Genomic DNA, 26,719 nt, shown 5'->3' on the forward strand with positions numbered 1-26,719 from the left:
TTAATTAAGATGTGTTACCTAATCATTAATCTGCAATCAAATTGGTATTTTTTGAGATGATTGGGTCGATTTTTATTTCATATTCATTGAAATATATCTTACACGGGCTATGTTCACGTTTTGTTGTTACTTGCTCATCAGAGTATTGAATCGTGACTTTTGGGTAAACTCTCTCAGTCACTTTAATTACGTTTTCTGTTAGTTGTTTTCTTAGCTCTTCTTCAGCAGATTGGAATCGATTCATTGAAAGTGCAATCTCTTTATTCGAGTCTTCTTTCATGGTTTTAACACGTCCAATTTGTTCTGGCGTTCGTTCAGATTTTGGAATTTTTGCTAAGTCCATTTCAGCTCGAACCACTTTCATTGTGTTCTCTTGAGCAGCTTTATATTTTGCATTCAAATCAGCAATGTTTTCTTTATACTTATCGAAGCGTGTAAAGGCTTTTACTAAGGTTTCTGTACCTGCTGTTGCCCCTAAATTCACCGTTGTAATGGTTGAACCTGCGTATACTTCCCCACCAACGATCGAACCATTTCGACCTGATTTGTCCATAACCGTAACGGAACTTTTACTCTTAACAAAGCTCTGGATGGAATGTAGACCTAACTCAATATCACCTGATGCTTGCAGGTTAGCTGATTGCACAAATTTTGAGGTAATTTTACCACCCGCTTTAACAAAACAGGTATGTTCTTCACCATCTTCTACTTGGTGACCAATGATGCCTTTCATGGCAATTACATCACCATGTGCTTGTACATCAGCTGATTCAATAAAGCCACCGACAGTGACGCTGCCAGTTGCTTTTACGATCATGTCTGCGGCAATATCGCCACTAACAATAACACTGCCTTTAAATTTCACATGGCCGGTTGAGATATCGACATTATTTAAACACAGTGCATTATCAACATCTGCGCCATCTTGGTTAATCCAAGGCATGCCTGATATTGCTGCTATCATTAACTCAGGATCATCTGGAGAAATGGTTGCGCCTTTACCTGCACGAAGCTTTGTATTTTTACCCGGCGTGGCAGGGATCACTTCACCTGTAACTGTAAAACCATCAGTGCCTGTTGTTGGAGGGATACGACGAATTAACTCATCACCTTCAACGACCGTGATCGTTTCACCCAAATCTCGCATATCGACTTTATCTTCTTCCCCTTCTTTTTCTTGAGGCTGCAAAGCTTGTTCTCTAAAATCTTCAACTAAGGGTGTAAAACTGGCATTTTTTCCATCAATCGGTTCTTTGCCTTTAGCAACGACAAGAGAAACTTTCTCACCTGCTGCTAGGTTACGCCCAAGATACATAACTTTCTTTAGTGCATTCTGGCTAATACCACGAGTGACTTCCATGCTAGTGAGTGCTGAGATGATATCGCTACTTTGAATATCACGCCCACCGTAAGCACCAATTACTGCCATCGTTGCTTTCATATCACGCTCTTCTAGCGTAAGAAATACTTCCGCATCACGGCGCTCGGCAACTTGACGGTTTTGGTGGTTACTCACCATTCCACTTTTTATATCGTGAATGATTGAAGTAATGCTCTTCTCATCAAAAAAGAAGCCTGTTGCACCTATCTCTTCTAATGAATCTTTAAACCCTTTAAGGGTCGGTTCAACATCCGGCTGAAAATTATCAGGAAAACGCAAAACAGCCGCATTGTTATCCTGTATTAACGTTAGAAGAGAATCCCACATATCCATCACTCTTAGTATTTATTACGCGCATAGTTTTGACGTAAATATTAATTAGTTAACTGTATTCTACAGTTCAAAACCATCCAGATCCATGTCGGTCTCTTGACGCTCAAAAAACGCCACTAAATCGTCGTGGCCACCGATATATTTACCATCTAGATAGATTTGAGGAACTGTATTTACTGCAATGCCTTCTTTTTCTTGAATTAATGACACCATTTCATCTTTACTTAAATCAACATCCAAAGTTAATACCTTGTACGCTATATTCTTATCGTCAAAAATTGCTTTTGCTTTAACACAAAATGGACATACTGTTTTTGAAAATATAATGGTTTGAGTTGTGTCGAACATTTTCTTTATCTCTTTATTTATAATTAAATGGTAAAAACGGGATACGATTGTAATTCTGGAACCAATTCGTGAAGTGTTTTTTCTTGATCTGCAATCTCTTTTGCTGAATCACATAGCTCTTGAGCGTCGGCTTTAATTTCTTTGCTATTTTCGTTCATCTTTGTTTTGATAGACGCCTGAACGTCAGCAAATTGTTGTTGCAATTCTGAAAAGTTTAACTCACCATTTTGCATTTTATCTGACAATGAATTAAATACACTGGCGAAAAGCTCTTTATCTAAGCTTTGGATCATCACTTCAAAATCATTCTTCCATGTTGTATCGACTTCTTTAAAAAAGTCATGCTCAAGCACTAAGTCCTTTCCTTTGTAAAATTTTTTCTTTGCTGTTACACCATATTCATCAATTTTGTTCTTAACAGAACCAAAAGAGCCTTCTGCATCCAATGAGATCTCTATTTCGTTCACAAAATCGGTGGCAGCGGCGATACCTTTATCAGCAAACTCAACCACTGAAGGCATATAACTAGCCACTTGCTGTTGATATTTTTTAATGGCTAATTTCTGCTCTTGTGTTAGGTCAAGTTCTTCACCATTAACAAATACACGCCCGTTTTGGTCAATTCTCAGTTTGTCTTGAGCTTTATCTACTTTTACTTCACCTGCTGGCGTTAGTAGCAGGTCATTTTCTACTGTCACTGGACACATAGCCGCCCAAGTATTACTTGTTAAAACTAACATACCTAAAGCAATGATTTTTTTACCTAGCATAAACGCCCTATTGATTGATTTTTTCCTTTTGCTGAGTGTAACTGATCGACACTAATTAGCTCAACTCAGATTTTTGACACAAACAATAGCAAACGTTTGCTTTTGTTCTGGTAGTCATAAATAGTTCTGGTATGATGCTCCCTGTATTTAAATTGTTTATATAGGAATTCTATAATGAGTCTTTCCGAACAAGTACTTGCTGTTAATGATGATCTTCCGATCCGCACTGATAAACCAGTACACAGTGGTAAAGTACGTTCTGTATATTGGTTAACAGAAGAAGACAGCCGTCGCCTTATTAAAGAAAAAGGCTACAACGTTGCCGCAGATGCACCTCTTGCCATCATGGTTATCAGTGACCGTATTTCAGCATTCGATTGTATTTGGCACGGCGAAGGTGGACTTAAAGGAATTCCTGGTAAAGGCGCTGCATTAAATGCTATCTCTAACCATTGGTTCCAATTATTTAAAGATAACGGGCTTGCTGATAGCCATATTCTTGATATTCCTCATCCATTTGTGTGGATAGTGCAAAAAGCTAAGCCTGTTATGATTGAAGCGATTTGTCGCCAATATATTACAGGGTCAATGTGGCGTGCATATACAAATGGTGAGCGTGAGTTCTGTGGTATTCAAATTCCTGAGCGTTTAGAAAAAGACGAACAATTACCTGAATTGCTACTAACACCATCAACCAAGGGTGTTTTAAAAGGCATTGATGGCGTACCGGAAGTTGATGATGTAAATATCACTCGTAAAAACATCGAAGATAACTACGCTAAGTTTAATTTTTCTTGCGAAGAAGACATCGCATTATATGAAAAATTATTAAAAGAAGGCTTTGCCGTTATTTCGAAAGCATTAAACAAAATAGACCAAATCTTTGTCGATACTAAATTTGAATTTGGTTACGTTAACGATGCTGAAGGTAATGAAAAACTGATTTATATGGATGAAGTGGGTACGCCTGATTCTTCTCGTATTTGGGATAAAAACGCCTATCGCTCAGGGCACATTATCGAAAACTCTAAAGAAGGCTTCCGTCAGTTTTTATTAAACCATTTCCCTGAGTCTGATATCTTATTAAATAAGAATCGTATGGATGAACGCTCAGCGTTAGCTCAAGATAATGCACTTCCGCTAGAGGCGATGATGGAGCTGTCAAAAACGTATTTGGATATAGCCGCTAAAATCACTGGAGCACCAATTTCGCTTAGTGATAATCCAAAAGCCGAAATTATCAAGGTATTGAAAGAAGAGTATCAATTAGTTGATTAACTTTTGATTTCTCTATCTTATGAATAAAAAATGGCGACCGCATTGGTCGCCATTTTTGTATTTAGTATTCTAATAATCAGATGATTATAGGAAGTGCACTGTTAGGTTAACAGATGCGAAATCGATGTTTTCATTGCCAACCGTAAAGTTGTTGTAACCTGCGCCAACAGTAAACATTGGTAAGATATTGTATTCAATACCCAAACCAAAGAATGGATCAACGCCGTCATCTTTAAATGCGCCCTTCTCTTCCCAACTGTGCAGACCCGCTTTACCGTAAACGTGCAAAGGACCTAATTCAATACTTGGCTTAACAGCAAAGTTTACAGAAGTTACGTCTGTGGTTTGACCTGCAACGTCATAAGAGCCTAGGTTCCAAGCCCCCATTTCTAAACCAATGAACGGAAGGATACCAGTACCAATGTGAGCACCGTATACCGTTGAACTGTCGCCTCTGTAATCAGCAGAACCAGCTTGTAGGCCACCGTAAATTAGAGAATCCGCAGCAGCAGTTACTGATACGCTTGCTAGAGCTAACGCTAAAAGTGTCTTTTTCATTTTCAATCCTATTTTTCAAAAAGGGAGCGGCAATCTTTGCCACTCTTTTTAATCTTATTTATAGTAAGCAATTAATATGCCGACATTACCTATAGTCTAGGGGATACCTTAACAATCGGCAATGGCATTTTTAACTCGTTTATCAGAAACTGGATACGGTGTCCCAAGTTGTTGGGCAAAATAGCTCACTCGCAGTTCTTCTATCATCCAGCGGATCTCTTTTACCTTATCTGGAATTGGTTGCCCTTTCGGTATTTTATTTAATAACTCTTTATAATCGTTATTGATACCTTCCACTTTAAGTAAATGCATACGGTCTCGATTAGGATCAATTGGCAATTTTTCCATTCGACGTTCAATCGCTTTCATATAACGATGAATGTCTGCCAATCGCTTCCAACCACACTCTGTCGCAAAGCCTTTGAAAATTAAGTTCTCGATTTGTGCTTTAATATCAGAAAGCGCAAATGCCATACTTAAATCAACTCGACCTTTTAGTTTTTTCTGTATTTGAAATGCCGTTGTCAAAATCGTTTCAACTTGTTTTGCTATCTCAACGACAGTATCTCCAAGCTCTGCTCGAACGTGCTCTTTCATTTTATCAAAAGCTTCAGGCTCCCAAACTAGCCCCCCCTTCTCTTCAATCAACTTATCAATACCACAAGCGATACAGTCATCAATTAAATCTAACACTCGTCCATATTGATTAAAGTACAAACCTAATTTTGACTTGTTTGGTAAATTGCTATGTAAGTACTTAATTGGCGATGGGACATTAAGAAGGATCAAGCGACGTTGACCTGCTTTCATTGCATTGTGCTGCTCTTCTTCTGTCTCAAACAGTTTGATTTCAACGCTGTCTTTACCATCTACAATTGCAGGATAAGCCTTAACTTCAAAGCCACCACGTTTCTGCTTATAAAGCGTTGGCAGTTCACCAAAGCTCCACGTTTTAAGCCCTTTTTGCTCAATATCATCATCTGCGACTTGAGATAACGTCTCTTGAACTTTATCTTTTAAGCCATCTTTTAGATCATATAAATCACGGCTTTCTTTTAGCTTACGATTGCGATGATCAACAACGCGATAGGTTACTTTTAAATGATCTGGAATTTGCTCTAACTTCCAATCCTCACGTAACACTTCTACCCCGGTCATCCGTCGCAGTTCTTTTTCAAGGCTATCTAATAACGGCGCATCAAATGGCGTTGAACGAGATAAAAACGCATCGGCATAGTTCGGAGCAGGCACAAAGTTACGACGAATCGTTTTTGGCAGTGACTTAATATAAGCAACAACCATTTCGTGACGTAAACCTGGGATCTGCCAATCAAAGCCATCCATCGTTACTTGGTTTAAAATTGGCAATGGTACATGAACAGTAACACCATCGCTGTCTTGGCCTGGTTCAAACTGATAGCTAAGTTTCAGTTTTAAGTTACCTTGGTGCCAGAAGTTAGGATAATCAAGATCCGTTACATGACTTGCATCATTACGGAATAACATCTCTTTTTCAAAGTTCAGTAAATCCGGCGTTTCTTTCTGTGCTTTCTTCCACCAAGAATCAAAATGACGACCTGATACAACATCGGTATTTACGCGTTGATCATAAAATTCAGCAAGCTGATCATCATCAACCAAGATGTCGCGACGACGTGATTTATGCTCTAACTCTTCAACTTCTTGCAATAGCTTACGGTTGTCTTTGAAGAATTTATGATTAGTATTCCAATCCCCTTCAACGAGTGCTGAACGAATAAATATTTCACGACATACCGGCGCATCAATCGAACCATAGTTAATTTGGCGTTTAGGTACAATTGGAATGCCGTAAATAGTAACTTTCTCGTATGCCATTACTGCAGCAGATTTTTTCGACCAATGCGGTTCACTGTAGCTGCGTTTAATCAAATGACCTGCTAGTGGTTCAATCCATTCAGGCTGAATTTTCGCAACAATACGCCCCCATAATTTCGAGGTTTCAACCAGCTCTGCAACCATTATCCATTTTGGCTGTTTCTTAAATAAGCCAGATGCAGGGAAAATATGGTACCGCGCATTTCGAGCACCTTGGTATTCATTTTTCTCTTGGTCTTTTTGACCGATGTGAGAAAGCATACCGGCTAAAATTGCAGTATGTACGCTTTGATAACCTGCCGCTTCTTGATTCACTTTATAATTAAGCTCTTTCATTACTTGGCTTAATTGATAGTGAACGTCTTGCCACTCACGAACACGTAAGTAGTTTAAGAAATCTTTACGACATTGCTTTCTAAATTGGTTACTTGAAAGGGCTTTTTGTTGCTCTTTCACGTGTTGCCATACATTCACAAAGGTCAAAAAGTCTGAATCTTCATGATTAAAGCGTTTATGCTTATCATCAGACTGCTGTTTTTTGTCACTTGGGCGTTCGCGAGGATCTTGAATCGACAGTGCTGCCGCAATGATCATCACTTCTTGCAATGCATTGTAATTTGGCGCTTCTAGAACCATACGAGCTAAGCGTGGATCGATTGGCAAACGAGCCAATTCACGCCCCACTTTCGTTAAGCTTTTCTTTGAGTCTTTAGCGTTAGGGTTAATTGCCCCTAACTCTTCAAGCAGTTTGACACCATCTTGAATATTACGATTATCTGGCGCTTCTACAAATGGAAAGGCTTGAATATCACCCAAACCTAACGCGGTCATTTGTAAAATAACAGACGCCAAGTTAGTACGTAAAATTTCAGGATCGGTAAACTCAGGGCGCGCAACAAAGTCTTCTTCTGAATACAGACGAATACACACACCTTCAGATACACGACCACAACGGCCCATACGCTGGTTGGCACTGGCTTGTGAAATCGCTTCAATTGGCAGACGTTGCACTTTAGTTCGGTAACTATAGCGACTAATACGCGCAGTACCTGGATCAATAACGTACTTAATACCAGGAACGGTTAACGACGTTTCTGCCACGTTGGTTGCCAGTACAATTCGACGACCAGCATGAGGTTGAAACACACGATTTTGCTCTTGAGACGACAAACGTGCATACAGAGGCACAATTTCAGTGTCTCGTAAGTTACGTTTTTCTAGTGCTTCTGCAGTATCACGAATTTCTCGCTCACCTGTCATAAACAACAGAATGTCCCCTAACCCTTCTTCACACAACTCATCGACGGCATCAAAAATGGCTTCAAGTTGATCTCTATCGGTATCATCGCCATCTTCAACAATTGGACGATAACGCGTTTCTACTGGGAAAGTTCGACCTGATACTTCAATGATCGGTGCATTGTTAAAGTGTTTTGAAAAACGCTCAGGATCGATGGTTGCCGAAGTTATGATGATTTTTAAATCAGGACGTTTTGGCAATAATTCACGCAAGTAACCCATGATAAAATCGATATTTAGACTGCGTTCGTGCGCTTCATCAATAATAATGGTGTCGTACTGATTTAAGTATCTGTCGTTTTGGATCTCAGCCAGTAAGATACCATCAGTCATCAATTTAACTTGTGTGCGCTCTGACACTTGATCGTTAAATCGAACTTTATAACCAACATGGCTACCAAGCTGTGTTTCCATCTCTTCGGCAATACGATCGGCAACCGAACGTGCCGCAAGACGACGTGGTTGTGTATGACCGATATTACCGAATTTACCACGGCCCAATTCCAAACAAATTTTTGGTAGCTGTGTGGTTTTACCTGAACCCGTTTCACCTGCAATGATAACCACTTGGTTATTCGCAATGGCTTCTGCGATGTCGTCTTTCTTTTGGCTAACAGGCAGATCTGGGTATTTGATCGTCGGGCGATCCATTTCGCGGTTATTAGCAACCTGCATAGATTGTGCAATGTCTAATGCAATTTCATCAAACACGGCATTTCTTGATTCTTCTTTTTTAATTCGTGATGCGCCTTGAATGCGTTTACTTAGGCGAAAACGGTCACGCAGCATACATTCACTTAAGGCTTTTCTAAGTGTGGTTGCTGAATTTTGATTTGATTGACTCAAAATATATCCTACTGAATCTTTTATTATTCATTAACTGTGGTAATTCTATCACATTCTTTGTGTTATCTGCCTTTGAGAGATAAAAATCTGTTTTACTTAAATGTAATAATTCTCGATTGCTCGAACTGATATCTGTTTGCTAAACTCAATAGATTAATCCTAATCATTAAGATGGCTGTATGGAATTTAACGGTAAGCACATTGAACGCGACGCTCAAGGGTATTTAATGAATCATACCGATTGGTGTGAAGAGTTAGTTCCACTTTTAGCACAAGAAGAGAACATCGAGCTGACTGAAGCCCATTGGGAAGTCGTTCGTTTTGTTCGTTCTTTTTATGAAGAGTTCAAAACATCGCCTGCAGTTCGTATGCTAGTAAAAGCGATGGAAAAAGAACATGGTCCAGAAAAAGGCAACAGCAAGTACCTATTTACGCTGTTTAAATTAGGCCCTGCAAAACAAGCAACAAAACTGGCGGGTTTACCAAAGCCAGCAAAATGTCTTTAAGCTGTAGTTCTCCACACTTAATACATTTTAAAATCAGATAATTCTTGCCACTGGGTTTCAACGCGCTCGACAGAATCTACACGAGCTAATTGAGGCCCAGTATTCAACCACTCTTCTAACGCCTTCACTTTATCTTCTTCACCACAAGCCAACACTTCAACAGAACCATCTGCTTGATTTCGAGCATAGCCTGTTAAATCAAGTTTCAATGCCGTATGTGCTGTATGAAAACGAAAACCCACACGCTGTACTTTTCCCTTTACAGTGAACTTAACTAATTTTTGTGACATAACTCACCTATAACTGTAATTTATAATAAAAACTTCTTAATCATGAGATATTATCAATTTCCACATCATATATACGGATCTCATATGAAAGAGTCAGCATTTCGTTGGATTGATAAGTACCTTATCCATCTAAAAATTCAAGAAAAGTTTTATCTACTATTCGTACTTCCAATTATCGCCCTTTTAAGTCTAACAGCAATTATGGATTCTGCTGCTGATAGCATGATGGCTGAAACATTAGATCACGAAGTTCAATTCGTTGCCTCTATGTTGGATCAACAAAATATTTCTCGACAAGATGCGGTGAATCTTCTCTCTCAATCCGCTGAGTTTTCAGTTGGTTCGGGCGAACACAGTGCTGCTGTTAACTCTGGAAATTATAGCATCAGTGCTAATTCTAATGTGACGCTTTGGTCTGCATTATCTGCGTTACAAATCTCTTTGATCATCGTGGTTTTTTTAGTCATGGCTATTAGTGTTTATTACGTTATGACCTTCATTGGTGGCGCGATGTTCACTATGAATAAAGCATTAGAGACGCTTGAGTCTGGTGACTTAACACAACGTATGAATTTCTTCCCAGTAAGAGATGAATTCAGCGTTATTGCGATTACTATTGATAAATTGGCAGAACGCGAACAACAATTGGTTTTAGCTATGCAAGAATCTGTCGCCTTAATTCAACAGATGAGCTCCGAATTAAGTCAAAACAGTCATAAAAGTTCAGATGCGTCTGATAAGCAACTTGCACAACTCGATTTACTATCAAGTGCAACAGAAGAGATGGCGACATCAATTAAAGAAGTAGCTAATTACACTCACGAAGCCTCTTCTCAATCTACAGATGCAATGGATTCGGCTCGCCTTGGTCAATCCCAAGTGGATTCTGCCGTAAAAGCGATTCAAGCCTTATCAGAAGAGATAAATCAAGCGGCCAATGCGGTTCAAGAGCTAGACAGTAATGCCGCAAAAATTGATGATGCCGTCGCGACTATCAATGGTATTTCACAACAAACTAATTTATTGGCGTTAAATGCTGCGATTGAAGCCGCCCGAGCTGGTGAGCAAGGTCGTGGATTTGCTGTCGTTGCAGATGAAGTCCGTACATTAGCAAGCCGAACTCAACAAGCAACGGTTGAGATCCAAGCAATGATAGAAGCACTGCAAACAAACAGTAAATCATTATTAACTCTGACATCGAATACGGTGAATAATGCTGGAATTGGCCAAGAGTTAATGCAGCACGTACATAATGATATTTCAAATATTGCCGATCGTAATAATACGATAGCCCAAAGTAACAATGAAATTGCAACAGCAGCTAGCCAGCAAGGCGAAGTGGCGGTGAGTATTGCTTCAACGGTTGAAGATGTTCGAACTCAATCAAATCAAGTTCATAAGATGATCAAAGATTCTGAATCTAATATCGAGCAACTTAGATTAAAGGGTCAAGATTTAGAGTTACTGCTTAATGGATTAAAAGCGTAGTCTTTTCTGATTTAACATTTCAATAGCCTAATTCATGCAGTAATAATTCATTTTATTACTGCATTTTTAATTTCTCACTCCGCACTTTTAGATTAATCCTCTCTTCACTCCTTTTTATACCAATCACAGTAAGTAAGTGTTCAGAAATAGCGAAGAAAAAATGCTTGAGAACAAGGCAGAATTTTTCGATAAGTAGTTATTCTACAATCAAAAATTCTAACGCAGTTATCGAGCATTTTAACAAGCTAGGATGACCAGTTATTTACTACGATTGGTATTCGTTTGCTTTTCCTTGCGACATCAAAGAGAATAGCCCCCTAATTAACTCATCAGAGCATCAATATGACTGTTTCAATCTATTTAGTAAAAGGACGTGATAAAGCATTACGTCGCCGTCACCCTTGGATCTTCTCTCGCGGTATTGACCGCATTGATGGGAAAGCAGAGCTAGGTGAAACAGTTGAGATCTATTCAAACAGCGGTGAATGGCTGGCTCGTGGTGCATTTTCTCCACAATCTCAAATTCGTGCTCGTGTTTGGACATTTGATAAAAATGAAGCGATTGATAAAGATTTCTTTGTTCGTCGTTTAAATCAAGCACAAGGCTTACGTGATGTTCTTGCTGAGCGTGAAGGTCTGACTGGCTATCGTCTAATCGCTGCTGAATCTGATGGTTTACCAGGCATTACAATTGATCGTTACCAAAATTACTTTGTGTGTCAGCTTTTGAGTGCTGGTGCTGAAGCGACTAAAGATTTATTAGTTGAAGCGTTAATCGAGTGCTACCCTGATTGCAATATTTATGAACGTTCTGATGTTTCTGTTCGTAAAAAAGAAGGTCTAAAACAACGAACTGGCGTTCTACACGGTGAAGAGCCACCAGAGTCTGTAATCATTGAAGAGAATGGCGTTAAAATTAGCGTTGATATCGTCAATGGCCACAAAACAGGCTTCTATCTTGATCAACGTGATAGCCGTGAGCGTTCATGCAAATACGTAAAAGACAAAACAGTACTTAACTGTTTCTCTTACACGGGTGGTTTTGGTTTGTATTCGCTTAAAGGTGGCGCTAAACACGTTATTAATGCGGATGTTTCTCAACTAGCGCTTGATAATGCGAAGAACAATACTAAAATTAATGGTTTTGATTTATCTAGAGCTGAATTCTTAAACGCTGACGTATTTAAGCTATTACGTGAATACCGCGATAACGGCACTAAATTTGATGTTGTTATTATGGACCCACCAAAATTCGCTGAATCTAAAAACCAGCTAACTGGTGCATGTCGTGGCTATAAAGACATCAATATGCTTGCAATGCAAATTCTTAATCCGGGTGGCACGTTACTAACGTACTCTTGTTCTGGTTTAATGGATGCAGGCTTATTCCAAAAGATCATTGCCGATGCGGCACTAGATGCACAACGCACCGTACAATTTGTTGAACGTTTTGAGCAAGCAGCGGATCACCCTCTTGATTCAGCTTATCCTGAGGGTTTCTACCTTAAAGGTTTTGCTTGTCGCGTAGTGTAATTGGCTAAAGCGGCTCAAGAACATAACTTAAATAAGGCGAGAAGGTTAACCCTTCTCGCCTTTTTATTTACATCAACTAACCGTTATAAATAGTTGCTGGCGTTGTTGCTCCAAAATCTTCAGTTAATTAGGAAGTGTAGTTACGACTAGATTTAGTGCATCATTTTCACCATTAATGGTCATTTCAGAGCTAGCACCAAGTTTATCGGTGGCAATTGTCTTTGAGTGTGATCAGGTAACACGATAGCTGCCATACATACCGGGTTGGGTGAAGCGATTTAAAAGTGAACAACCTATTAACACTTCTTGAATTTTGTTTGATGACTTTCGGCTATAAAGTTTATTGCCGATGATTTTCTTATACCTCTGCACCGCTGTTTCAGATACATTTCGTCGCCCATATTCCCTTTTCTTCTGCCACACCATCACTCCTAAAACTCTACATTACACCAAATCCTGCTTTCGTTTTGCATAGTGGTGTTCGTCAGAAAATGAGTTCTCTTTTGGCAGATTGACAATATCTGCATTCGGGACACCACCCTTCTAATTGCTATACACTATGTTGGTGTCGTACATTTTGTCTGCGCTAATATGCTTAACATCAGCAATATTTTGCTGGCATAACTCACCGACGACTTGGTCATCCATGACATCTTTCCTGTCATAACAGCACTCTCGATGGCGTGGTCGCCTCTCACCGCTAAATAAGCTTTCTTCCAACTTCGTTTTGCATCGACGTTGTGCTTTTTTAATGCCACTCGTCCTTCCCATATAGCTTCAACTCCTTAGAATCAATGACTGATTATATTGACTTCAGTTTTTTTGACGAAACTTAGGTTTGCTAAAATGTCGGCGATTAAGATTCTAATCAACCTTTCCAATATGACCAGTTTACCGTGAATTTGCACAGTAACTTCGCCTCATAATCAGTAAACAGGACCGAATCTTACTCAAGGTTTTGCCTAATATTAACTTTTGTTGGGACCCCTGATTTATTTAACGAATAAGCATCGCCTTCATTGTTTTTATTTCTACTTGGGAAGGCATGACCGTCTCTTTCATGTAACCACCTAAAATCCATTTAACCGCATCAACAAATTAATTTCACTGTAGTTCCTTAATCATAGGGTACTAATTCTTAAAAGCGCAAAGCTATTACAGTTAATTTGTTGCTATGAATTTGTTGGTTGACAGTTTCATAACACAGTTTTTGTCAAATTTAAGTATCAAAAATCTTATAATCCTTTATTATTTGTGATGTATATTTTAATCGAGACATCATCATGAGCAAATTAACGTCAGATACTCAAGCAAACCTAGATCTTTTCATCGCAGAAACGAAAGAAACGCAGCTAGTTTGGAGTCTTTATAACGAAGAAGGATGGATTTCTGTAGAGTCTACTGAATTCGAAAACTCTGAAGTAATGCCATTCTGGTCTAACAAAGCAGACGCTGAATTTCATAACGTTGAAGAATGGGCTGATTTTGAAGTAACAGAAATTCCACTCGATATCTTTGCTGAAGATTGGCTAGTAACATTATCTGAAGATGGTGTTTTAGTTGGTACAAACTGGAACCAACAGCTTGAAGGTAAAGAAGTGGAAGCAAGTGATCTTGTAAAGCTTTACCTATAAGGTTTACTTCTTAAACAAAAAGACTAAAGGGCTGTTATTATTACGGCCCTTTTCGTCGTTATCCTTCAATCAGCCACACTTCTTCCGCAAAGCGTGATAACCCTTTTTTAATTTTAGGATGATCAGCATCAGCTTCATCACGCTGCAAGCGAGTAACTTTCATACCAGAATATAGTGAACGAACTTCGTTTTCAGGAACAGAAAATGGCGGGCCTGTCATTTCAGTTTGATCGTAATCTAATGTCACTAATAAGATACGCCCACCCTCTTTTAAACGAGTGCGTAGTACTTGTACATATTCTTTACGCATCTCTTTAGGTAGGGCAACGAGCGCTGCACGATCATAAATCAGATCAGTTGCTTCAATTGGTGCGGTAAAATAATCACCAGAATAAATAGTTAACTCATCAAATTCATATAACTCAAGAGTGCTAGTTAATGCAGTAACCGTGGGTGTATATAAGCGCTCAGCAAAAAAAGCACGAACGGCTATTTTACTTAGCTCAACACCCGTTATTGAGTTATGTTTTTCAGCAAGCCAATCGAGATCCATCGACTTACCACATAAAGGAACAAATACCGTCTCATTACGTTGCGGCTTTAAAGCTGACCAATATTGAGTCAAAATTGGGTTTGTATCAGGTAGGTGAAAACCAATTACATTACTTGCCCACTTACTTTCCCAGAATTCATGTTCCATTTACTTTTCCTTCCACTTACTTTTTATTATTGCGAAATGGTACCTCATCCCCCTATTCTGTTCTACAAATACTCAATTTATCCCCTTATTGCTTTAACCATAACCAAAAATCAAATATATATTCTTTTTGGTTATATATGATAACTTTTATCACTTATCTTACCGACAGCCTTACCGTTATTATGCCTTTAAATACAAAGAGCTTGTTTCAAATCGACACATAATGAGCGCACTAAATAAACAGGAAAAGCAGTATGTCATTAGCCGTTATCATCAATTTGATCGTCTTTATCGGTCTTATCTTCTTTCTTAATACCCAACAGCGCAAAGAATATACGCTTTCTCGCCTTGTTCTTATCGGCTTAATTACTGGTAGTCTTTATGGTTTGGGCCTTCATATCATTCATGGCGAAGGCAGTACTGTAATCAAGACGACACTTGATTGGATCAATATTGTTGGTAGTGGTTATGTTGGATTACTAAAAATGGTTATCATGCCATTAGTATTAGTTTCTATGTTTTCTGCGGTTGTTAAACTCGATAAATCAGGTTCACTAGGTAAAATCAGTGGCGTAACTATCAGTGTTTTACTAATAACGACGATGATCTCTGCACTTATTGGTATCGGTGTAACACAGATGTTTGGACTTTCTGCTGAAGGTTTAACTGAAGGTGCTCGTGAAACAGCTCGTGTTGCGGTATTAGAGTCTCGCATTGGCAGTGTTAGTGATTTAACTATCCCTCAAATGCTAGTCAGCTTTATTCCTACTAACCCATTTGCTGATTTAACTGGAACTCGCTCAACCTCTATTATTGCGGTTGTAATCTTCGCTATCCTTGCTGGTATCGCGGCTCGTAAAGTAAGCCAAGAAAAAGAAGAGTTAGCAGGCCCAATTAATACTTTTGTTGATGTAGCCCAATCAATTGTAATGCGTCTGGTTAAGATGATTATGGCTTTAACCCCTTACGGTATCTTAGCGCTATTAACTAAAGTTGTTGCTACATCCAATGCAGCAGATATTTTAAATCTACTTGGATTTATTGTTGCTTCTTATGTCGCTATTCTTCTGATGTTTGTTGTTCACGGTTTATTGGTTTCATTTGTTGGTGTAAACCCTGTTGATTACTTCAAGAAAATTTGGCCTGTATTGACGTTTGCATTCAGCTCTCGAAGCTCAGCAGCAACAATTCCACTAAACGTTGAAGCTCAAATTACTAAGCTACGTGTTCCACCGGCGATTGCGAATTTATCTGCTACATTTGGGGCCACTATTGGTCAAAATGGGTGTGCGGGTATTTACCCTGCGATGCTAGCGGTAATGGTTGCTCCAACAATGGGGATCCCAATTGATGCTCACTTTATTCTGTCTTTAGTTGCTATTATCACAGTAAGTTCATTTGGTATTGCCGGTGTCGGCGGCGGCGCAACATTCGCAGCATTAATCGTTCTTCCTGCAATGGGGTTACCTGTAACCATTGCTGCCCTACTTATTTCTATCGAACCTCTTATTGATATGGCTCGTACTGCTCTTAACGTAAGTGGCGCAATGACAGCGGGTACAATTACAAGCCGAGTACTTGATGAGAAAAGTACAGATGAACAAGTAGAAAGTGCACAAGCGTAATCTTCTATCTGTAATTAACTACTTATAAAACAAAAAGGAAGTCATTTGGCTTCCTTTTTTGATTCATAAAACTGACATATCTCTGTAACCCTAACGTCATTCGTCTTATTTACTATCTAAAACATAATTTCTTGTTCTATTTGTGTAGGTTATAGATGAAACCCTTTCAGAAGTCCCCCATTTCATTGCTTCACGTCTTCACCCTATTATTAACCAGTATTGTTATCTGTTTTGTCCTTCTCTCTTTGATTAGTAGCCGAGGAATTGATCGTGTTGGCCAGCAATTCTCTCAACTCAGCCAAACGATGTTGCCCTCTGCTTTATCTAATGCTGAACTAACAAAAAACGTACTTCAACAAGTAAAATTCATGAATGACGGTTTACATGTTAAAAACTCAAATGATTTATCTAAAATCCAAACTATTATTACCGAGCTTCATCAACAATCAATAACAGAAATCCGTCAATTACAACAACGTTCATTACATCAAAATGCAGAGTTAACGATAAACCAAATTCATCAATTAAAAGAGCATATACACACATTAAACATGCAATCATCACGTATCTTATCCATTCAAAAAAACACGCTTTTACTCTCTTCAAAAATCAAAGAAAATCTTCCTTCCCTGCGTTATGGGTTAAGTTCTATTGGGCCTGAAATGAATCGTATCAGTGCATTCCTGATTACTGATAATGCTAACGCTGATGATGCATCAAATCGCTTTGTCTCTAGTGCTATGGCGTTAGAGACTACCTTCTTAACCTTAATGGCAGAAGATAACATAATGACTGCTCAGAAATGGTATCGTGAAATTTACAATCGAATAGCGGCATTAGAGTTAGCTTATGATGATTTATCACTCGAGTATCCAGATCTTAATACCTACATGAGTCTAAGTGCCCCATTAGAGATCGTGATGGATGAGATGCGTCAAGATGATTCAATACCTAATCAACGACTTACTTTTTTGTCATTAGTAAAAGAACAAAAAGAGTTAATCTCTGCGGCTTCAGAGACTTCCTTTCTTGCAACGACTCTACTCAGTAAGATTGCTCTTGCAATGGAGAAATCGTTAGCCCAACGAACTGAGCTCGTCGACAGTTCCATTGATGTTTTTAAGAAAATAATTTTAATCAGCAGTTGCTTTTTAATCATTACTCTTTGGATAGTAGCTACTTGGACCCGCTCATGGATGTCAATTGGATTAAAAAATATTACCCATCATTTAAAGCAGCTTTCAGACCATAATTATAAACATAAGGTTCCCGAGGTAGGTCCTGCAGAGATGCAAATAATCGCTAAAAATTTGAACAAAGTAATTACCTCTACCACACACTCTATCGTTAATATCTCAAACAATTGTGATGTGTTATATCAAACCTCCGAAATCACGAATAGTGTCTCAAATGATATTGAAGCAGGACTAACACAACAAAATGAAGCATTACTCTCAATGGCTTCTATTGTCAGTCAATTAGATTTATCTATTAGTGAAATTGCCAAGTTAACCCAAGAGTCTCATCAGGAAACTTATAATGCGACTCAAGCGGCTTCTAATGGCGTAACCGTGATTGGCAGTAATAACAGCCGATTAACTCAATTAAATGAGGCGCTAAGTAAAAACGTAATAGCGATGGAAACACTAGATCGTGAAGTTGATAAAATACAATCGATGGTTGGTGTAATTGCAAGTTTGGCAGATAACACTAACTTACTGGCATTAAATGCGGCAATAGAAGCGGCTCGTGCAGGGGATCAAGGCCGAGGATTTGCAGTCGTTGCTGACGAAGTAAGACAGTTGGCTGGCAGTACTTCAGCCCAAACCCGTAATATTAGAGAAACAATGACTGCATTATTGGATGCTGCAAATGAAGCAAAGTCGTCCATCGCTGTTAGCCAGACTGAAATGTCACTTGCTATAGCATCAAGTATGGACGTCAGTAAAACCTTTGAGCATATATCAGACGCTGTCACTCTAGTCAGTGACCGGATTTCCCAAGTCTCTGTCGCGACTGAAGAGCAAGCTCAAGCGGCTACAGAGGTAAGTAACAATATTGGTCACATAAACAGACAAGGTGAGGAGATGGAATTACAGCTTAGTGCATTTGTCGAATCAACTAAAGAAGTTGCAGGAATCGCCTCACAACAGAAAGCATTAATACAAAACTATCGTTTTTAACACTAAATATTGCATAAGAAAAACTAATCTAAAAAAACAATTTTATTTGATAGAAATAATATAATTTAACTCTATAATGCGCACCATACAGAGACTAATAACTCGTCCAATTAATATAAAAAAATAACGTTATGGCTAGAAATATACTAACTAAAATCGCAACAGCTTATCAGCGTTCATTTGTTGAACTATATAAGCGCGATAATAAATAATCTCTAATAAAGAGATACAAAAAAGGAGCTAATCAGCTCCTTTTTATTATTTGGAATAAAAATTTCTACAATATTTTCAATGCTAACTGCGCTAGATTATAAGCATCAACATAGCCTGAATGCTGTCTACCTTCCCATTCGATATCTAGCTCTTCCATCGCTTTTCGTTGACCCATACGTTCATTTTTCTTACGTGATTTAATGCGATAAATCGTCGCTAAATTCAAAAACTCACTGAATGGAATATCAATGCCTTTTGCTCTACATTCAGCATCAAGAATTTGCTCATCGTGTCCCCATGCTGCATAAATTTTATTGGTTCCACCGAAATTCTTAATCATAGACTTCAATACCTCAGCTAACGGTCTACCCTGTTTTTCTATTTTTCGAGGGGAGATCCCTGTTAACTCAACACAAAACTTAGATATTTCGTCTTTTTCTGGCTTCACATAATATTGAGCACGTTTAACAACTTCACCTTTAATTAAGTCGATCTCCGCTAATCCTACTTCAATGATCTCCCCTGTTGTTCCTTTGCCATCAACATTCCAACAGCACATTTCTAAGTCAAAACAGACGATACGATTAAAGTTCATGGAGATCCTTGGTACTCAAATAAAACGGAGGCGCTATTCTACCTAAACAAAATGATAAGCGCGATACTATAAAAATCGATTGCTGAAAATTCAATCGTAAATGGTCACTTGGTTTCGCCCCTTCATCTTACTTTGATATAAAGCCTGATCGGCGGCTTTAATTAATTCCTTTTTGTCTTCACCATTCCATAAAACTCCGCCTATACTGATGGTTTGTGAGATCTCAAATTCATCAAACTGTGTTGGTGAGTTTTCAACAAGATGATGAATTTCATTTGCGATTTTCGTTAATGCCTCTTTGCTTTCAACTTTAATCACTATCGAAAATTCATCACCACCTAGCCGAAAGAATGAGGCTTTATCTTCTAAGTATTTAGATACTAATTGGCTAATATGCCGTAATACCTCATCACCTTCTGGGTGACCATAAGTGTCATTTATCTGCTTAAATTTATCTATATCAAAGCACAGTAATGCAAATGAAACGTTTTCATTAATATGGCTATTTATGATATTTCTAATTGCTCTTCGATTTAGTAAACCAGAAAGATCATCATGCATAGCCAAATAATGTAATTCTTTTGTTCTTATCGCCAATAACTTTTCAATTCTGTATTTATCTCGCGTAACCATAAAGGTAAGAGTCGCAATTAGAACAGAGATCGCCAAAGAACCAATAAACATCCAAAACAGAGTTAGGCGCTGGTAATCAGTAAATTTTTCATTGGTTTTATATTCAATCTTCCACACACGGTTTTCTATTTTTATACTACTTGTATAAATTAATTCGCTAAAATCATCCCATTGGGTACTCTGAAACATGATTGGATCATCTTCAGCATCAAAACCCGTATCGATAATACGTACCACTAAAGATTCACCTAATGAGGTTGATGATATCAATTGCTCAAAATAGCTAGTAATACGAAGTACCCCAATCACCACTCCTTTTATATTTTGTTTATCCGTAGTAAACACGGGGTGGTACACAAGCATCCCTGTTTTTAGTGCATTCTGCTCTAAACTGTCTTGCAATAAGCGAATTTTATCCGACACACTTGGACGTCCTGTTTTCATAAACTCATCAAGAACCAATTGAAAACGCTCACGGGACGAATAGAAGCCTAATAGCTTTATATTTGCTTCATCTCTTGGATAAATATCGGTTGCAACATAAATGGGCTCATGATTTTTCATCACATAACCAAACGTTTTCGGTTGATCTTTAGGGACGGTATAAATGTTAAATGAAGGGAAAACTTGTTGAGCATTTTTAGTATGTTGCTCAATTTCATTTTCTTGAATTTTTTGCATCCATTGCAATGAAATCAAACTTTCTGAGCTAGAGAGTAATGAGCTGGCAAAGAGTGGGAATTGCAGCCAATCTTGCTTGGAGCCGGATTGATAAAAATTAGCTCCTGCACCAATAAAATCAATATCTTTTTCAATAAGAAGAGAGAGTAATACCGACTGACGATCAGCCTCTTTAAAGAAGTTTTCCTTGTTGCTATCTAAATCTGATTTATAGACCACCCTCATTGAGAGCAAACTAAAAAAAAGCGCTAAGATAAAGCTGGTTATTACATAGAAATAACTATTTTTAAGCACGCTCTTCCCTCAAGCAATTGATATATTTCTAATTCTAGTCCTTATTAAGAGCGAACGAAACTAAATACCCAACAAAACTAAAATTTTATTACATTAACTGCAATTTGTTCAAAATAGCGCCAAACGGTGTCTGTTATCCATTTTTAAAGCGCTTCTTTTATCTCTTATCCCTTGAATATGCTACAATTCACCACAATTTAGTTAAAAACGTTTAGTGCATTGCACCCAAAAATATAGAGAATGAATTATGAATTTTGACGTAAATGCTATTCCTTCTACTTTCGACTTAGGACACATTGTTCTATTCGGTACTTCTGCTTTGTTCGTATTACTTTACGCGATGAAAAAAGGCAAAACGGTAGAAATCGAAAAGATTGTTGAAATTGAAAAAGAAAAGATCGTTGAAAAACCTGTAGAAAAAATCGTCGAAATCGAAAAAGTGGTTGAAGTTGAAAAGATCATTGAGAAAATCATCGAAGTTGAACCAAAAGTAAAAACATCTACTCCTGAATCTGCTCTTCAATTATTATCTCTTTTACAAAAAGAAGCGCGTTTTATCGACTTTATGCAAGAAGACCTTAAAGGCTTTGCTGATGCAGAAGTTGGTGCAGCAGCTCGTGTTATTCATGAAGGTGGCCAGAAAGTATTATCCGACTACTTCACACTTACTCCAGTTCGTACTGAAGAAGAAGAATCTCGATTAACTATTCCTGCTGGTTTTAATCCATCAGAAGTTCGCCTAACAGGTAATGTAGTAGGTGAAGCTCCATTTAACGGCACACTTATCCACCGTGGTTGGAAGGTAGCCGAAGTGAAACTGCCAAAACTGGCTGATGGCTATGACGCAACAATCGTTGCTCCAGCAGAGGTTGAACTGTAATGGAACAAGCTAAATACAGCATTGGTATCGATTTAGGTACAACTCACTGTGTTCTTTCTTATGTGGATTTACATGATGAAGATGCAAGCGTTCAAGTGATGCCAATCCCTCAATTAACCGCTCCTGGCCAAGTTGAAGAGAAATCACAGCTGCCTTCTTTCATGTATCAAGCGCATGACGCTGAACTATTAGAAGGTGACACAAGTCTTCCTTGGACAACCAAACCAAACGCAATTGTTGGTAGCATTGCTCGTAACCTTGGCAGCAAAACGCCAATTCGCTTAATTGCAAGTGCAAAAAGTTGGCTGTGTCATGGTGGCGTAAACCGTCGTGAAGCATTCTTACCGCTAAATAGCCCAGAAGAAGTGATCAAAGCATCACCTCTTGAAGTGACTAAACGTTATTTAGAGCACCTTCAAAATGCGTGGGATTTTCAAAACCCTGAGCACCCTCTAAATGAACAAGACATTACGATTACCGTTCCTGCATCATTTGACCCTGCTGCTCGTGATTTAACGGCTGAAGCGGCAAATAATCTTGGCTTCCGTAATCTTACGTTATTAGAAGAGCCACAGGCTGCAGTTTATAGCTGGATTAAAAACAACGGTGACGCTTGGCGTGATCAAGTTTCTGTTGGTGATGTGATTTTAGTGATTGATATCGGTGGCGGTACTACCGATTTATCATTAGTTGCTGTGACTGAAGAAGAAGGGAACTTGAGCCTAAACCGTGTTGCGGTGGGTGATCATATTCTTCTTGGTGGCGACAATATGGATTTAGCTCTGGCTTATCGTCTAAAGATGAAGCTGGCACAAGAAGGTAAGCAACTGCAACCTTGGCAAATCCAAGTAATGACTCACGCTTGCCGAGATGCAAAAGAAGCGCTTCTTAACGATTCAGACTTACGTGCAGTTCCAATTGTGGTTCCTAGCCGCGGGTCTAAATTGTTAGGTGGCACACTGCAGACTGAACTGACTCAAGAAGAAGTACAACAAACATTGGTAGAAGGTTTCTTCCCTGCTGTTCCTGTTAATGAACACCCAGTTCAATCTGCTCGTGGCGCATTGACTCAAATCGGCCTACCTTATGCACAGGATGCGGCGGTAACTCGTCATCTAGCTAGCTTCTTAACTCGTCAACAAGCAGCAACTGATGACGTTTTTGGTCAACAAAATGAAGCTGATTTTATTAAGCCAACTGCGATCCTTTTAAACGGTGGTGTTCTAAAATCAAATCTTCTCGCTGAGCGTTTACTTGGCATTATTAATGATTGGTTAATTGATGCTGAAGCGGAAGATGCAAAACTTCTTGAAGGTCTGGATCTTGATTTAGCTGTTGCGGCTGGTGCTTCTTACTACGGCTCTGTTCGTACCGGTAACGGTGTTCGTATCCGCGGTGGTATCGCATCAAGCTACTATGTTGGTATCGAAAGCTCTATGCCTGCGATCCCTGGAATGGAACCACCAATGGAAGCTTTATGTGTTGCGCCATTTGGTATGGAAGAAGGCTCGCATGCTGATGTACCTAGTCAACAATTTGGTTTAGTGATTGGCCAACCTGTACAATTTAAATTCTACGGTTCAACGACTCGTCGTGACGATCAAGCAGGTACTCATCTTGATTTCTGGATGCCAGAAGAGCTAGAAGAACTTCCAACGATTCAAGTAACGCTTCCTGTTACTGAAGGTCGCTCTGCAGGTGAAGTGGTTCCTGTTCGTTTAGCGTCTAAAGTGACGGAACTTGGGACTCTTTATCTTGAAGCCATTGCTGCTGACAGCGGTGAGAAATGGCACGTTGAGTTTGATGTTCGTGAAGCATAATTTGGTTATTAATCTTCACTAATATGCTGCTTTAAGAGTTCAGTCACCGTTATAGGGGCTGAACTCTTTTATTATATGCCCCTATATTTTATCGCTGCCGCCTTCTCGTTTATTGCAGCTTCATTGGAGTTTTTATGAGTTCTTCTAATCGTTATTTAATTGGTATCGATCTTGGTACTACTCACACTGTTGTGGCTTATACTGACATCTCTCTTGGTATCGAAACCAGTCCTATTGAGATCTTCAATATTGATCAATTAATTGGACCAGGAGAAGTTGCTCGAAAACCTCTACTCCCTTCGTTTCGCTACCATGCGTCACAAAGCCAGATTAGCGATAACGATTTAACGCTACCTTGGAATGTAAAAGCGATTGATGGTGAAATAAAGAACGCAATCATTGGTGAATGGGCACGTGAATTAGGCTCAAAAGTAGAAGGCCGCCAAGTCGTCAGCGCTAAGAGTTGGTTATCTCACACTAAAGTCGATCGCACTTCAGATATTCTGCCTTGGGCAGGCGCAGAAGATGTTGAAAAAGTCTCACCTATTGTTGCCAGTGCCAGTTATTTAAACCACGTTCGTCAGTCTTGGAATTACCACCACCCTGATGCGCCAATGGAACTTCAAGAAGTGGTTGTTACTGTTCCTGCTTCGTTTGATGAGAGTGCTCGTTCATTCACTATCCAAGCAGCAAAGCTAGCAGGTCTTGATAACGTCATTCTATTGGAAGAACCACAAGCAGTTTGTTATGACTGGTATCACCATCATCAAGATACTGCAAAAGACATTCTAAAGAACATACCATTAATGGTGGTGTGCGATGTAGGCGGCGGCACTACCGATTTAAGTTTAATCCAAGCGCGTTTTAATAAAGACGAATTGGCACTTGACCGTATTGGCGTTGGTGATCACCTAATGTTAGGCGGTGACAACATCGATTTAGCCTTAGCGCATTTGGCTGAACAACGCTTAGACAGCGGTAAGAAAATGACGGCAGCCGCGTTAACTAAACTTATTCAACAAACGCGTAAAACCAAAGAACGTTTGTTATCTGCTAACGCCCCTGAATCTGGTCATATTACTCTTCTTGGTTCTGGCTCTAAACTATTAGGTGGCAGTCGTAAAGTTGAGTTAACTAAAGAAGAAGTTCATCAAATTGCGCTTGATGGGTTCTTACCACTGACTGACTTTAATGAGCGCCCAAATCAACGTCAAGCCGCTGTTGTTGAGTTTGGCTTACCTTACGCTTCTGATCCTGCGATCAGTAAACATCTTGCGCAATTTTTAGATAATCATAAAGAAGTCTCAGCAAAAGCATTAGGTTGGAGTGATAGTGATTTAGCTGCTCATCAAGATCGTGCTATTCCTGTTGGCCTATTATTAAACGGTGGCGTATTTAACAGCCCTCTCCTTGCTGAACGTTCACTTGAATTAATGAACAACTGGAAAGGTGACACTGTCACTCAATTATCTAACCCTCATCCAGATTTAGCTGTTGCTTATGGTGCCGTAGCTTATGGTAAAGCACGCCATGGTGCACAATTAAAAATTGGCGGTGGCTCTGCGCGTTCATTCTATTTACAGTTAGAAGAGAAAAATAAACAACCACAAGGTTTATGTTTATTGGCAAAAGGCAGCGATGAAGGTGAAGAGATTCGTATGACGAGCCGCCGTTTTTCGTTAACTTTAGGTGAGCCAGTTCGATTCAACCTACTCTCAACGACAAAAGACCAACTTGCTACCTCGGGCATGATCACTGAGTTAGCCGATCCAAGTTTTGTTAGCTTACCGCCTTATGTCGTAACACTTGAATCAAGTAAATCAAAAGAAGAATTACACGCCAACCAAAAAGATCGCGTTGAAGTAACCTTAGCTTGTCAATTTACTGAAGTCGGCACCATTAAGATTGAATGTGTTTCTGTTGAGAATGATTCGCAACGTTGGCTAGTGGAATTTGAAGTACGTAACCAAGTTTCGAATAAAAGTGCTAACCTTGCAGACCAGATTAATCTACCCCCTCGCCTTCCAAATGCAATTGCCAACATAAAAGAAGCCTATGGCGGTAGTAAGCTAAATCCGAATGCGATTAAAGCCTTTTCTAAAAACATAGAGAAACTAATAGGCAAACGTGAATCATGGGATTTAATTACCTCACGGGAACTAGCAACCGCATTACTAGACAGTAAAAAACGTCGTCGTCGCTCTGATAAACATGAACAAAACTGGTTAAAAATGACCGGCTTTGCACTGCGCCCTGGTTTTGGATACCCTGCTGACGAATGGAAAATTAGCCAAGCATGGGAGACCTATCAACAAGGTATTCAGTTTGAATCAAAGCAATCTTGGAATGATTGGTGGACATTCTGGCGTCGTATCTCTGGTGGTTTAAGCCAAGAGCAACAAGAAACCATTTTGGCAGATATTGCTAAATATTTGCATCCAGGTTCTTTACGTAACCCTAAAACACTAGAAGATGCGACAAACAAAAGCTATGAGGCGATGGTTCGCTTAGCTGCCGCTCTAGAACATCTAGATGTTGAAGATAAAACATTAATCTCAACGTGGGTGTTAGGTCATGCAAAAAATGGCAATCAAGCGCAGGTACATTGGTGGGCATTGGGTCGTATTTGTTCTCGTTCTCCATTTTATGGCAGCCAACATAACCTTATTCCGGCAAACCAAATTGCTCAGTGGCTACCTACACTGCTAGAACAAGATTGGAAAGCACAACCAATGGCAGGTTTTGCCGCCGTTATGATGACACGATTAACGGGTGATAGAACCTTAGATGTCTCTGATGAGCTACGTCAAAGTATCATTGATAAGCTGAAGAAGAGTCGCTCTCCACAAAGCTGGGTTGAATTAGTGTCTAGTCAACAAGCGCTAACAGAAGCCGATTCTAAACGTTTATTTGGTGATGCCTTACCTGCAGGATTACGTTTAATCAATTAGCTTTAGCCAATGACAAAAATAAG

At 39.2% G+C, this 26,719-nt stretch carries 20 protein-coding genes; 10 read left to right on the forward strand and 10 right to left on the reverse strand.

The window, feature by feature from the left end; all coding sequences use genetic code 11:
* Positions 1–25: 25 nt before the first annotated feature.
* The 3 genes from F8B77_RS14190 to F8B77_RS14200 form a co-directional block, all read right to left on the reverse strand.
* Positions 26–1,708, reverse strand: a complete 1,683-nt coding sequence (locus F8B77_RS14190; protein WP_151655978.1) for a DUF342 domain-containing protein — start codon at positions 1,706–1,708, stop codon at positions 26–28.
* A gap of 66 nt (positions 1,709–1,774) precedes the next feature.
* Positions 1,775–2,062, reverse strand: a complete 288-nt coding sequence (locus F8B77_RS14195) for a glutaredoxin domain-containing protein (RefSeq protein WP_151655980.1) — start codon at positions 2,060–2,062, stop codon at positions 1,775–1,777.
* Between the two features lie 23 nt (positions 2,063–2,085).
* Complete coding sequence (locus F8B77_RS14200) at positions 2,086–2,832, reverse strand: DUF2884 family protein (protein WP_151655982.1); 747 nt, start codon at positions 2,830–2,832, stop codon at positions 2,086–2,088.
* A 174-nt stretch (positions 2,833–3,006) separates the two neighbouring features.
* Between F8B77_RS14200 and F8B77_RS14205 the strand changes: the two genes are divergently transcribed.
* Complete coding sequence (locus F8B77_RS14205) at positions 3,007–4,110, forward strand: phosphoribosylaminoimidazolesuccinocarboxamide synthase (protein WP_151655984.1); 1,104 nt, start codon at positions 3,007–3,009, stop codon at positions 4,108–4,110.
* Between the two features lie 84 nt (positions 4,111–4,194).
* Here F8B77_RS14205 and F8B77_RS14210 read toward each other — a convergent pair whose 3' ends face one another.
* Both F8B77_RS14210 and hrpA read right to left on the reverse strand, forming a co-directional pair.
* Positions 4,195–4,668, reverse strand: coding sequence for an outer membrane beta-barrel protein (locus F8B77_RS14210; RefSeq protein WP_151655986.1), 474 nt, complete (start codon positions 4,666–4,668; stop codon positions 4,195–4,197).
* A gap of 108 nt (positions 4,669–4,776) precedes the next feature.
* Positions 4,777–8,613, reverse strand: a complete 3,837-nt coding sequence (gene hrpA / locus F8B77_RS14215) for an ATP-dependent RNA helicase HrpA (RefSeq protein WP_244298266.1) — start codon at positions 8,611–8,613, stop codon at positions 4,777–4,779.
* 236 nt (positions 8,614–8,849) lie between these two features.
* Here hrpA and F8B77_RS14220 point away from each other — a divergent pair, with 236 nt between their 5' ends.
* Positions 8,850–9,176, forward strand: a complete 327-nt coding sequence (locus tag F8B77_RS14220) for a TusE/DsrC/DsvC family sulfur relay protein (RefSeq protein WP_151655990.1) — start codon at positions 8,850–8,852, stop codon at positions 9,174–9,176.
* 17 nt (positions 9,177–9,193) lie between these two features.
* Here the strand turns inward: F8B77_RS14220 and yccX are convergent, their stop codons facing one another.
* A complete protein-coding gene (yccX, locus tag F8B77_RS14225) occupies positions 9,194–9,466 on the reverse strand; it encodes an acylphosphatase (RefSeq protein WP_151655992.1) in 273 nt (90 codons plus the stop codon).
* Between the two features lie 84 nt (positions 9,467–9,550).
* On the opposite strand from yccX, the gene F8B77_RS14230 reads away from it, so the two are divergent.
* Entirely contained in the window at positions 9,551–10,954 is a 1,404-nt protein-coding gene (locus F8B77_RS14230; RefSeq protein WP_151655994.1) for a methyl-accepting chemotaxis protein, read from the forward strand.
* Between the two features lie 342 nt (positions 10,955–11,296).
* Positions 11,297–12,487 (forward strand): class I SAM-dependent methyltransferase, encoded by a 1,191-nt coding sequence (locus F8B77_RS14235; RefSeq protein WP_151655997.1) that lies wholly within the window; start codon positions 11,297–11,299, stop codon positions 12,485–12,487.
* Positions 12,488–13,030: 543 nt separating this feature from the next.
* Here F8B77_RS14235 and F8B77_RS14240 read toward each other — a convergent pair.
* Positions 13,031–13,258, reverse strand: coding sequence for a hypothetical protein (locus F8B77_RS14240; protein ID WP_151655999.1), 228 nt, complete (start codon positions 13,256–13,258; stop codon positions 13,031–13,033).
* Between the two features lie 512 nt (positions 13,259–13,770).
* Between F8B77_RS14240 and F8B77_RS14245 the strand changes: the two genes are divergently transcribed.
* Positions 13,771–14,121 carry a DUF2750 domain-containing protein gene (locus F8B77_RS14245; protein ID WP_130045630.1) on the forward strand — a complete coding sequence of 117 codons (351 nt, stop codon included), beginning with the start codon at positions 13,771–13,773 and terminating at the stop codon, positions 14,119–14,121.
* 58 nt (positions 14,122–14,179) lie between these two features.
* On the opposite strand, the gene F8B77_RS14250 is transcribed toward F8B77_RS14245, so the two are convergent.
* Positions 14,180–14,821: a thiopurine S-methyltransferase gene (locus tag F8B77_RS14250; protein ID WP_151656001.1), complete on the reverse strand. Its 642-nt coding sequence runs from the start codon at positions 14,819–14,821 to the stop codon at positions 14,180–14,182.
* Positions 14,822–15,075: 254 nt separating this feature from the next.
* Between F8B77_RS14250 and F8B77_RS14255 the strand changes: the two genes are divergently transcribed.
* Both F8B77_RS14255 and F8B77_RS14260 read left to right on the forward strand, forming a co-directional pair.
* Positions 15,076–16,446: an L-cystine transporter gene (locus F8B77_RS14255; protein ID WP_151656003.1), complete on the forward strand. Its 1,371-nt coding sequence runs from the start codon at positions 15,076–15,078 to the stop codon at positions 16,444–16,446.
* Between the two features lie 155 nt (positions 16,447–16,601).
* Entirely contained in the window at positions 16,602–18,629 is a 2,028-nt protein-coding gene (locus F8B77_RS14260) for a methyl-accepting chemotaxis protein (protein WP_151656005.1), read from the forward strand.
* Between the two features lie 277 nt (positions 18,630–18,906).
* Here the strand turns inward: F8B77_RS14260 and F8B77_RS14265 are convergent, their stop codons facing one another.
* Both F8B77_RS14265 and F8B77_RS14270 read right to left on the reverse strand, forming a co-directional pair.
* Positions 18,907–19,437 (reverse strand): 3'-5' exonuclease, encoded by a 531-nt coding sequence (locus F8B77_RS14265; protein WP_151656007.1) that lies wholly within the window; start codon positions 19,435–19,437, stop codon positions 18,907–18,909.
* A 90-nt stretch (positions 19,438–19,527) separates the two neighbouring features.
* Positions 19,528–21,045 (reverse strand): sensor domain-containing diguanylate cyclase, encoded by a 1,518-nt coding sequence (locus F8B77_RS14270; protein WP_167512829.1) that lies wholly within the window; start codon positions 21,043–21,045, stop codon positions 19,528–19,530.
* A 247-nt stretch (positions 21,046–21,292) separates the two neighbouring features.
* On the opposite strand from F8B77_RS14270, the gene F8B77_RS14275 reads away from it, so the two are divergent.
* From F8B77_RS14275 to F8B77_RS14285, 3 genes are all read left to right on the forward strand, one after another.
* On the forward strand, positions 21,293–21,925 hold the full coding sequence (locus F8B77_RS14275; protein WP_151656009.1) for a DUF2760 domain-containing protein: 633 nt from the start codon (positions 21,293–21,295) through the stop codon (positions 21,923–21,925).
* Complete coding sequence (locus tag F8B77_RS14280) at positions 21,925–23,745, forward strand: Hsp70 family protein (protein ID WP_151656011.1); 1,821 nt, start codon at positions 21,925–21,927, stop codon at positions 23,743–23,745. Before F8B77_RS14275 ends, F8B77_RS14280 begins: the two co-directional genes overlap by 1 nt.
* A 134-nt stretch (positions 23,746–23,879) precedes the next feature.
* A complete protein-coding gene (locus tag F8B77_RS14285; protein ID WP_151656013.1) occupies positions 23,880–26,696 on the forward strand; it encodes an Hsp70 family protein in 2,817 nt (938 codons plus the stop codon).
* Positions 26,697–26,719 lie beyond the last annotated feature (23 nt).

It is taken from the genome of Aliivibrio finisterrensis (assembly GCF_008933155.1).
GTDB lineage: Bacteria > Pseudomonadota > Gammaproteobacteria > Enterobacterales > Vibrionaceae > Aliivibrio > Aliivibrio finisterrensis.